The sequence below is a fragment of the Sporosarcina sp. Y1009 genome (assembly GCF_057669865.1).
The window spans coordinates 11,632-21,770 of record NZ_JBYHFO010000019.1 but is presented as its reverse complement, the minus strand read 5'-3'; the positions used below and the strand labels follow the sequence as shown (position 1 = coordinate 21,770).

The window sequence follows — 10,139 nt, the reverse complement described above, 5'->3', positions numbered from 1 at the left end:
GGAGTGTTTTTTTATGGTAAGCAACAAAGTCACATTTTTTTTAGCAGCGGATTCAACCGTCCGTGATTATGACTCAACACAATACCCACAAGCAGGATGGGGTCAATTCATTGCTGACTATTTAATAGAAGATATAAATATTGAAAATCATGCAGTTGGTGGACGAAGCTCTAAAACGTTTATCACGGAAGGGCGTTTAGCGAAAATAGCAGAAGTCATCAAACCGAATGATTATCTTTTTATCCAAATGGGTCACAACGACTCAACAAAAGATCGTCCCGAACGATATACAGATCCTTATGGCAGCTATAAAACCTATTTACAGCAATACATAGATGTTGCCAAGTCCAACAAAGCAATTCCGGTACTCTTCACACCCGTTGGTAGACTAAATTATAGGAACGACGAATTTCTAATGGACTTTGTGGAATACTGCAAGGCTGTGAAGGAATTAGCAAAGGAAAACGATGTGTTACTCATCGATTTGATGGAAAAAACCATCAGCTACCTATCATCAATTGGCTACGAAAACGCCAAAGAATTGTACATGATTTCAGTAAACGGAATAGACTGCACCCATTTCACAGAAAAAGGCGCGAACAAAATCGCTAAACTTGTAAGTGAAGGTATGAAAGAATCAACAAATCTCGCGGGATATGTGAAAACTGCTAAATAAACTACCTGTAATTAGCACTCTATAACAACAGAATTGGCAACAATCTACAAATAAATTACTAGCGTAGGCGCCTTACAGGTTTTGATAAAAGGTAGTGTTTTTTCTACCTGGCTTATTGCGGGAGGCATCCACAAGCGCCGAAGCGAGTGTAATGGAAAAATCTTGGTTTATCTTACTTCTTCAACAACTGTCTTTCCTTAAACCGATCACTCATCCGATATACAATAACACTCACAATGATAAAACCAGCCAACTCACCCAATGAGGCTGCAATCGAACCGTTAATCCCATTTAAATGCGGTGAAATGCGAACAAAAAACAACAGACTGATAATGACAACAATGATATTCCCGACTTGTGCAAGCAACATCTTATTTGTTTGTCGATTGAGCATGAGAAAGCCATTTAGAAAATCCACCCAAGGAAATACCAGTGTTTTGACGATGAAAAACTTTAACACCGCAATCGTTGCCAAAGACAATGCTTCATCCGCACCCATAATCACGCGCATATACACCATACCAACCGGCGTATAGCATAATATGCATAAGAATAAAGTTGGTAAAATGCTAAGAACAATAAGAAACCGAATCACTTTTTGCTTATTATGTTTGTAAAACTGTAATACAAGCTGATGCGTATACATGAAAAAACCGAGAATCAAATTTGTAATACTAAAAGCTAAAGCAAACGAGGCAATCCCCATTTCAATATCATTCGATTTCGCCAATAAAATATAAATAACTGGAATAAGAATCGTTTGAAGAAGAAAGTAATACATCATCGGAAAATAAAACTTAGAAACATCTGCCTGTGTTAAGCGATATGAATCTGGTTGGGTTAACTCTTTTTTTAATATCAGATCTCCTTTGTAGACACTGACAAGACATTCAACCAACATACCCACAAGGAAAATAATTGCACCACTTACACTCGTAATATAGTCAAAGTATACAAATAAGTAAGCTGTCACAAACATCGCGATTAAACGAGCAATGACACCGAACGTTAACCAATTGGTCGCCAGTTGCTTAATAATAATTCCTTGATATAACCCGCGAATCCCAGAAAAAATAATGACTAAAAGCAACACTTGAAAAGTAATCGAAATCGCTTTTACCATATCTGGAGTAGCACCGAAAACAGACGTATAAATCCAACCGCCAAGTGGACTAAACGCCACGCCCGCACTTAAAAGCATCGTAACGGCTAAAACATACAAGAAAAACTTGCCAAGTAATTTAAACGACTTTCGATCTGTCACCAGCGCTGAAGAAGTTTGTCTGAACACAATCATTGGACGCTCAATAATGCCAAACAAAGACATTGCGACAGCAAAACATGCAATGATAAATACAGCATTTTCGCCGCGACTCAGAGTGCCGTTAATAACGACATGAGTGACAGAAGTTAAACTTGCCGAAACCCCTAATGGAATAAAAAAAGCAATCAGTTGCCCGTATGAGATTCCTTTCGTAGATTGCACGTGCGAAAACCCCGTCTCTATATAATAAATATTTTTTAGTAATCGTAGTCCTGAATGTTCTTGCACTTTTATTATAAATCAGATACCATGGAAATAACAACGTTGTTATTTTATACATAGTATCTAGTAAAATAGCAACGCATTAAATTAAATGAAAAGGATTGATCTAATGGAGCACTTACTACCAGCAATTGAATTATTAGCACAAGGAAAAATAGCTTCAAATTCAACAGGCTTAAAAGTATACGAAGCATCGTATAAGAAGAGTGACGATGTGCACTTATTAATGGTAAAAGATCAGGCAGAAAAGTTTATACTGGCAACTGGAAATGGCCAGTTATATAACGACTTGGATGGTACAAGTATTGGCGGAAAAGGAAAGGCTTGTCCATTAACATATGAAAACCGTCTCGTTCTAAACCGTTATTTTGATTATACAGCACCACGTGCATTCGGTACTGAAATCGCAACAATCGGTTTAGGCGATCGTCTTGGGTTAGCTTCACCTGGACATATTGAAACAGTTCAAGGAAAAGCGATAAAACCAGTTCTTGCACAACAAAGTATTCGTGAGTTAACACTTACAAATCGTTCAATGACAGATATGCTTGATGCAGCTGCATATGCGGTTTTCCAAGAAGGCTATGAAGGTGGATACGGCGCGGATGGTGACCATATTAAGTTAGAGTCCGATATTAAATATGCATTATCTCTAGGTGTTTCAATGATTACATTGGATTGTTCAGATCAAATTGACAAAACAATTGAAGAAGCAAATGATGATGTCATTGCTACAGAATTTGCAAATGTTCCAGAAGATGTGAAACAAGCGTATTTCGATAAATATTTAAACAAAGAATTCGAAGTCAACGGTTTATCACTTTCATTCGATGAAACTTCATTAATGAGAAATATTTTGCTATACGATGAAGCGATTACATATACAACACATGTATATAATGAATACATCAGCAAAGAAGACCGTGCAATCGACTTTGAAATTTCTATCGATGAAACGGAAACGGTTACAGCACCGATTTCTCACTTCTTCGTTGCTAATGAATTAATCGATAGAGGCGTAACTGTCATTAGTTTGGCGCCGAGATTCTGCGGAGAATTCCAAAAAGGAATTGACTATATTGGCGACGTTGAACAGTTTGAGGTTGAACTACGTGAACATGCGCTTATTGCAGAACATTTTGGTTATAAACTAAGTATTCACTCTGGAAGTGACAAATTCATGGTGTTTCCGATTATCGCAAAATACACAAAAGGGATCTTCCATGTTAAAACTGCAGGCACAAACTGGTTAGAAGCCATACGTGTGATAGCGGTTACGAATCCGGGATTATATAGACGTATGCACACATTTGCCTTGGAAAACTTTGAAGAAGCGCTGAAATACTACCATGTAACACCAGATTTAGATAGTGTTGCGAGACTTGATAGTGTGTCTGATGATCAGCTTGCAGACTATATGAATGATGATGCTGCTCGTCAATTATTCCATGTGACTTATGGTCTGATTTTAACAGCTAAAAACGAGAATGATGAATTTGTATTTAGAGATGAATTCTTCAAAACATTAGACGAACATGAGGAAGACTACCGTGGGGCGTTGGTTAAACATATTGGAAGACATATTGAATTATTAGGCCTTTAAGATATAGATTTCAGAAAAGATGAGAGAAACATTTCTCATCTTTTTTAATTTATAAAAAAAGAACTTGAAAAGTAAAACGCTTACATCTATAATGAAATCAATTAGTTTGTTTACTAGTCAAAATAATTACAACTATGAAAGCGGTTTTACTAGTAATCTAACAAATGTAAAATAAGGGGAGAGATACAATTGAAGAAAAGAATGTTAGCGTTAATGTCAGTACTATTTGTTTCAGTATTCGTATTAGCAGCATGTGGAGATTCAGACGATGTAATTACTTTGAGACTAGCTGATAATCACCCAGAAGATTATCCGACAGTCATTGGTGATAAGAAGTTTGCGGAACTCGTTGAGGAAAAAACAGACGGACGTTATAAAGTTGATATTTTTGCTGGTGGTCAACTCGGAGATGAAAAGAGTGTTGTTGAACAACTGCAATTGGGTTCAATCGATTTAACTCGTGTTAACGCAACACCGCTAACGGAATTTTCTAAAGATATTGGTGTTCTATCATTACCTTACTTATTTGAAAGCGAAGAAGCGAAGTGGGAACACTTGAACGGTGATTTAGGACAAGAACTTCTTGATACATTTGATGGTTCTAAACTAGTCGGACTTGCATTCTATGATTCTGGTGAAAGAAGTGTTTATAACTCTAAAAAACTGATTAAAACACCTGAAGATTTAAAAGGACTTAAGATTCGAGTTCAACCATCGGAATTGGCAATCGATATCTTTGAATCATTCGGCTCTTCTGCGACACCAATGGAATATGGTGAAGTTTACTCGGCAATTCAAACAGGCGTACTTGAAGGTGGAGAAAATAACTTCCCAAGTTATTACACTTCAAATCACTATGAAGTCGCAAATTATTTCACAGTAAACAAATACTCGGGTCCACCTGAGATTCTAATGGCATCTCAAAAGTTATGGGATTCGTTAAGTGATGAAGATAAAAAAGCATTCAAAGAAGCTGCTCTTGAATCCGTTGAAGTTCAACGCGAAGCTTGGAGTAAATTAACTGAGGAATCTAAAGAAGCTGTTATTGAGAATGGAAACGAAATATTTGAAGTCACAGATTTTGCTCCTTGGAGAGAAGCTGTAGAACCAGTATATGAGAAATACGGAGATCAATATAAAGTCTGGTTAGAAAAGCTTGGACAATAATTAGCACTAAATGGTGGTGGAGGTGGGTTTGTCTCACCCCTGCCATTCTCAACATTGGACTATATTACATAATAAGATTGACTATTATGAGTTAAGAAAGGAGCTTATTTATGAAAATCTTGAAACTTATTAAAAACGCTTTAGATCGTTTACTTGTATTTGCATCTTTGACAGCGTTGTTAGCAATGATCGTTATTATTATATATCAGGTATTTTCAAGGCAAGTATTTCACAGTACTCCATCGTGGGCAGAAGAACTTTCTATGTTGCTTTTTGTATGGACTAGCTTTTTGGGAGTTGCTTATGGTTTTAAAGCGAAGCTTCATATCGGGGTTAGCTTCTTAGTGGATTTATTCCCAAAGAAACTGCAGGAGGCATGTGATTTTTTCGCTAAAATTTTAATTGTGCTATTTGCCATTGTGTTGATCTTCAATGGCTGGAACTTTACAGTTTTGATGGGCGGATCGACAATGGCGGGAACAGGACTTCCTTCTAGTGTGCTCTATGCTTGTTTACCTGTATCAGGCCTCTATATTTTAATGTATGGAATCGAGCTATTCTTTACAAAAGGGCTTCACCAAGAATATAACGATGAAATTGATACAGACGCTATGGATGCCGCAATCAAAGATGGGGAGGCTTAAGAGATGGCAGTATTTTTATTACTTGGTACTTTTATTTTGCTTTTACTATTAAGAGTTCCAATTGCGCTTACCTTAGCTGCATCCTCATTAATCACTGGGGTTTATATGCAAGTTGACCTAGCAGCAATTGTACAACGGATGGTTGGAGGAGTGAACTCCTTTTCACTAATCGCGATTCCGTTCTTTGTATTAGCAGGAGAAATCATGAACGAAGGTGGAATTTCACGTCGGTTGATAAATCTTGCAAACGTTTTAATTGGTAGAATTCGTGGGGGATTAGCACTTGTGAACGTAATTACAAGTACATTCTTTGGTGGAATCTCAGGTTCTGCACTCGCGGACGTTTCATCTTTAGGATCTGTTTTAATCCCGATGATGAAAGAGAGTGGTTATGACAGTGATTATGCAGTTGCTGTTACTGTTGCAAGTGCGACTCAAGGTGTCGTTATTCCACCAAGTCATAATATGATCATCTATTCAACAGCAGCAGGTGGTGTTTCTGTTGGTGCCCTATTTATGGGGGGAGTTGTCCCAGGTTTATTACTTGGTTTAGCATTATTGATTTTAACTTATCTAATGGCGGTTAAAAGAAACTATCCTAAGGGAGAACGAGTTAAAAAAGAAGAAATCCCTAAGATTATCCGTGAAGGTTTGCTAGGATTATTCACAGCAGTTATCATCATGGGTGGTATTATTAGTGGAATATTCACAGCAACTGAGTCAGCAGCGATTGGTGCACTATACGCATTTATAATTACATTTTTTGTGTATAGAGATATCTCAATCATGCGATTTAAAGTGATTCTCTACCGTACATTTAGAACCTTATCCATGGTTATGTTTTTAATCGCTGCATCTTCTGGCTTTGGTTGGTTGTTGGCTTTATTAAAGGTCCCAGCTATGGCAACAGATTTTATCATGGCAATTTCACCGAATGACATTACGACATTGCTTTTAATCAACTTAATCTTATTGCTTTTAGGTATGGTAATGGATATGGCACCACTGATTTTGATCACTACGCCTATTCTTTTGCCAATTGCAGTAAGTATTGGTATGGATCCAGTTCACTTCGGTGTTGTCTTAGTACTTAACTTAGCAATCGGTTTGGTAACGCCACCTGTTGGATCAGTATTATTTGTTGGGTCAGCGATTGGGCGGCTACCAATTGAAAAAGTTGCCAAATCGATGTTACCATTCTATGCCGTTATGATTATCGTATTATTACTTATTACATTTATCCCTAGCTTGGTTCTATGGTTACCACAATTTCTAGCTAAATAAATATTCGTTTACGGTTTAACAGTTATGCTCAGTTGACAATTTCCTGTGGGAAAATTAAGCTGAGTATAGAGCGTATAAAACTATCCTTGTAAAAGGAGAAAAGTGAGGCGAATGGACATGAACGAAACAACGATTCAAAAGAATCATCATCTAGGTGAAATTCTTTCTGACATGGGACGCGTTATGGTTGCCTTTTCCGGTGGTGTAGACAGCACTTTAGTGTTGAAAAGAGCACAAGAGGAACTTGGAGACCAAGTTTTAGCTGTTGTTGTTGCATCAGAACTATTCCGTAAACAGGAGTTCGAGGATGCAGTCAAGCTTGCTGAAACAATGGGCGTTGCTGTTTATAAAACAGAAATCAAAGAATTGAACAACCCGGATATTGTCGCGAACACACCTGAAAGTTGGTATCATAGCAAGAAAATGCTTTACACGCATCTAGGTGAACTGGCAGAGCGTATGGATTATCCTTATGTGCTAGATGGCATGATTATGGATGATCTAGATGATTTCCGTCCAGGTATGAGAGCGAGAACTGAAGCAGGTGCACGCAGTGTGTTGCAAGAAGCGAAGCTTTATAAGAAAGAAGTTCGAGAACTTGCCAATCATCTAGAATTACCTGTTTGGGATAAGCCTGCATCATGCAGTCTTGCATCAAGAATTCCTTATGGGATCGAAATTGATCAGCATAAAATTGAACAAATCGATCAATCAGAGATCTTTTTAGCTAAACTCGGTTTCCCTCAAGTTCGAGTTCGTCACCACGGCAATGTTGCCCGTATTGAAGTGACGCCTGAGGAAATTACTGGGTTAGTAAAACATCGTGATCAAATTCAATTAAAACTTACATCACTAGGCTTTGCTTATGTTTCCTTAGATTTACGCGGATACCGCACTGGAAGCATGAACGAAGAATTGCCTGAAAGTCTATTGTCGTCAACAGACCAAGCAGTAGGCGTTTAATCACCAGACAATAGGGATTAAACAATAAAAGCGTGGAGGGAATTTATCGAAATTCCTTTCCACGCTTTTTCTTATTGGCTGAACCTGCGTTTAAAAAAGCAGGCACAGTCAATTATGGTAAAATTACTAACAATCACAGCTAATGACATTTATACACTTTTGCAATAAACTAAAAATAGAACCCTAGAAAGGAATGACCTAATATGGCGGAACGATTACTAGTGAGTTATCGTCTGCATGGCATAAGAGAAACGTTTCATTATCATTCACATGAAGAATATGAAATATACTTTTTTCATGCTGGGTCATGTCGCTATTTAATACATAACCAAATTTATGACTTAGAACCTGGTGATATTATTTTAATGGATGGTATGACACTGCACAAACCAAATGTCTCTCCAAATCATAAATATGTGCGCAGCTTCATTCATTTTTCACCTGAGTGGCTTAAAGGGGTATTAAAAGAGCTAGATAGTTTATATCTACTGGCTACTTTTCAAAAATTAAAGAACTACTTGATTCGAACGAAAGAAAGCAAAGAATCTAAAGAGTTGGAAATAGTCATTCGTCGCTTGGCAGAAGTCAAACAGGCATTTGATATGGGAGAGCTAGCGAAAGAAAATGAACTAAAATTGTTAGTCGTACAGGTTCTAATCATGGTGCATGAACTTGGAGAAACTGAGTCATGGACAGTTCCTGAAGAAAAGTCTTATAAAGAAGGACATGCGGAAAATATAACAACATACATCCAGACGAATTATATGGAAAAGTTAACAATCGATACAATCGCACGTTCTCTCAATTTAAGTAAATCATATGTTTCACATGTTTTTAAAGAGATTACTGGATTCACTGTCATGGAGTATGTAATGGGCTATCGCTTAACACAAGCAAAATATTTACTTGAAATGGCGCCGGACAAGGCAATGAAAGATATTGCTTTTGCATGTGGTTTTGAAAGCGCTTCACATTTCAGTCGATATTTTCGAGGTAAAGTGGGCATGACAGCGGGAGCGTATCGGCGTAAACGATTAAATACATTTACTAAAGGAGAATTGGAAAATGGGGAAAGTTAAATTAGGTATTATCGGTTTAGGTGCACAAGGCAGTTTGTATGCACAGTTTCTAGAAGAAGGAAGAGTTAAAAACATGGTTATGGGTGCAATTTGTGATACGGACCCAGACAAAAAGTCGATTTTCACAGAGAAATATCCAGACGTTCCATTTTATGATAATTATATTGAGATGCTTGAAAGTGGAGATGTTGATGCGATTATCACTTGCACACCGCATTACTCACATCCTGAAATTGGAATTCATGCGTTAGAAAGAGATATTCACGCTTTGGTGGAAAAACCAGCTGGCATCTATGCGAAAAATGTAAAAGAGTTAAATGAAGTGGCGGCTTCTAAGCCAGCGTTAACATTTAGCATTATGTTCAATCAGCGAACGAATGCACTTTATCAGAAAATCAAAGAAGTGATTGATAATGGGGAAATCGGAAACATCCGTAGAACGAACTGGTTGATCACATCGTGGTGGCGTCCACAAGCGTATTACGATGGAAGCGCTTGGCGTGCAACATGGGAAGGTGAAGGTGGGGGGGTTCTCGTAAATCAAGCACCTCACCAGTTAGATTTACTTCAATGGATTTGTGGTATGCCGAAAAAGGTATTTGCGAATATTAAATATGGTTATAAAAGAGATATTGCAGTTGAAGACGAGTTAACGGTCCTTTTTGATTATGGAAACGGGGCAACAGGGGTTTTTGTTACGTGCACGCATGATTTAATGGGGACAGACCGTTTAGAAATATTGGGCGATAAAGGAAAGATTGTTGTTGAAGACAGCAAAAAAGTTTCGATTAAGAGACTACATCAAGATGAATCTGAGATTAATGCTGGGATGGGTGCAGAGGAAGTTACAGCTGTTGTTCAAGGGAGAGATTTAGCAGATTTTCATCGTGAAGAAGTGCTTGAATTTGAAAGTGTTTGGGGCGAGCAACATATCACAGTACTTGAAAACTTTGCTGAGAATATCTTGACAGATGCACCGCTAATCGCGCCAGGCAGTGACGGTTTAAATGGTGTTGAATTAGCGAATGCAATCCACCTTTCAAGTTGGTTAGGAAAAGAAGTAGATTTGCCGGTAGATGAGGATCTATTTATTGCTGAGCTAGATAAGAAGATTGAAGAAGAGAAAAAGAGTTTAGTTTTGAAATAAGATAATACGATACATTTAAATCACACTATC

The 10,139-nt window shown here is 37.7% G+C and carries 9 protein-coding genes; 8 read left to right on the top strand and 1 reads right to left on the bottom strand.

Annotated elements, in window-relative coordinates:
- Positions 1–13: 13 nt before the first annotated feature.
- On the top strand, positions 14–676 hold the full coding sequence (locus AC25Y1_RS17025) for a rhamnogalacturonan acetylesterase (RefSeq protein WP_488149198.1): 663 nt from the start codon (positions 14–16) through the stop codon (positions 674–676).
- Between the two features lie 172 nt (positions 677–848).
- On the opposite strand, the gene AC25Y1_RS17020 is transcribed toward AC25Y1_RS17025, so the two are convergent.
- Positions 849–2,162, bottom strand: a complete 1,314-nt coding sequence (locus AC25Y1_RS17020; RefSeq protein ID WP_488149197.1) for a multi antimicrobial extrusion protein MatE — start codon at positions 2,160–2,162, stop codon at positions 849–851.
- Positions 2,163–2,331: 169 nt separating this feature from the next.
- Here AC25Y1_RS17020 and AC25Y1_RS17015 point away from each other — a divergent pair, with 169 nt between their 5' ends.
- The 7 genes from AC25Y1_RS17015 to AC25Y1_RS16985 all read left to right on the top strand — a co-directional run bounded on the left by AC25Y1_RS17015 (position 2,332) and on the right by AC25Y1_RS16985 (position 10,109).
- Positions 2,332–3,825, top strand: coding sequence for a tagaturonate epimerase family protein (locus tag AC25Y1_RS17015; RefSeq protein WP_488149196.1), 1,494 nt, complete (start codon positions 2,332–2,334; stop codon positions 3,823–3,825).
- Between the two features lie 189 nt (positions 3,826–4,014).
- The gene (locus tag AC25Y1_RS17010; protein ID WP_488149195.1) at positions 4,015–4,992 is read left to right on the top strand and encodes a TRAP transporter substrate-binding protein; all 978 of its coding nucleotides are present in this window, start codon (positions 4,015–4,017) and stop codon (positions 4,990–4,992) included.
- A 110-nt stretch (positions 4,993–5,102) separates the two neighbouring features.
- Positions 5,103–5,636, top strand: a complete 534-nt coding sequence (locus tag AC25Y1_RS17005; protein ID WP_488149194.1) for a TRAP transporter small permease — start codon at positions 5,103–5,105, stop codon at positions 5,634–5,636.
- A gap of 3 nt (positions 5,637–5,639) precedes the next feature.
- The gene (locus AC25Y1_RS17000; protein WP_488149193.1) at positions 5,640–6,920 is read left to right on the top strand and encodes a TRAP transporter large permease; all 1,281 of its coding nucleotides are present in this window, start codon (positions 5,640–5,642) and stop codon (positions 6,918–6,920) included.
- A 117-nt stretch (positions 6,921–7,037) separates the two neighbouring features.
- The gene (gene larE / locus AC25Y1_RS16995) at positions 7,038–7,883 is read left to right on the top strand and encodes an ATP-dependent sacrificial sulfur transferase LarE (RefSeq protein ID WP_488149221.1); all 846 of its coding nucleotides are present in this window, start codon (positions 7,038–7,040) and stop codon (positions 7,881–7,883) included.
- Positions 7,884–8,086: 203 nt separating this feature from the next.
- Complete coding sequence (locus AC25Y1_RS16990) at positions 8,087–8,962, top strand: AraC family transcriptional regulator (protein WP_488149192.1); 876 nt, start codon at positions 8,087–8,089, stop codon at positions 8,960–8,962.
- Positions 8,949–10,109, top strand: a complete 1,161-nt coding sequence (locus tag AC25Y1_RS16985) for a Gfo/Idh/MocA family protein (RefSeq protein WP_488149191.1) — start codon at positions 8,949–8,951, stop codon at positions 10,107–10,109. Before AC25Y1_RS16990 ends, AC25Y1_RS16985 begins: the two co-directional genes overlap by 14 nt.
- The last annotated feature ends 30 nt before the right edge of the window (positions 10,110–10,139 follow it).

Bases quoted from the DNA above. Each gene is read 5' to 3' on its own strand.
- AC25Y1_RS17025 (WP_488149198.1), top strand. From the start codon at position 14: ATGGTAAGCAACAAAGTCACATTTTTTTTAGCAGCGGATTCAACCGTC.
- AC25Y1_RS17015 (WP_488149196.1), top strand. From the start codon at position 2,332: ATGGAGCACTTACTACCAGCAATTGAATTATTAGCACAAGGAAAAATA.
- AC25Y1_RS17005 (WP_488149194.1), top strand. From the start codon at position 5,103: ATGAAAATCTTGAAACTTATTAAAAACGCTTTAGATCGTTTACTTGTA.
- AC25Y1_RS17000 (WP_488149193.1), top strand. From the start codon at position 5,640: ATGGCAGTATTTTTATTACTTGGTACTTTTATTTTGCTTTTACTATTA.
- larE (WP_488149221.1), top strand. From the start codon at position 7,038: ATGAACGAAACAACGATTCAAAAGAATCATCATCTAGGTGAAATTCTT.
- AC25Y1_RS16990 (WP_488149192.1), top strand. From the start codon at position 8,087: ATGGCGGAACGATTACTAGTGAGTTATCGTCTGCATGGCATAAGAGAA.
- AC25Y1_RS16985 (WP_488149191.1), top strand. From the start codon at position 8,949: ATGGGGAAAGTTAAATTAGGTATTATCGGTTTAGGTGCACAAGGCAGT.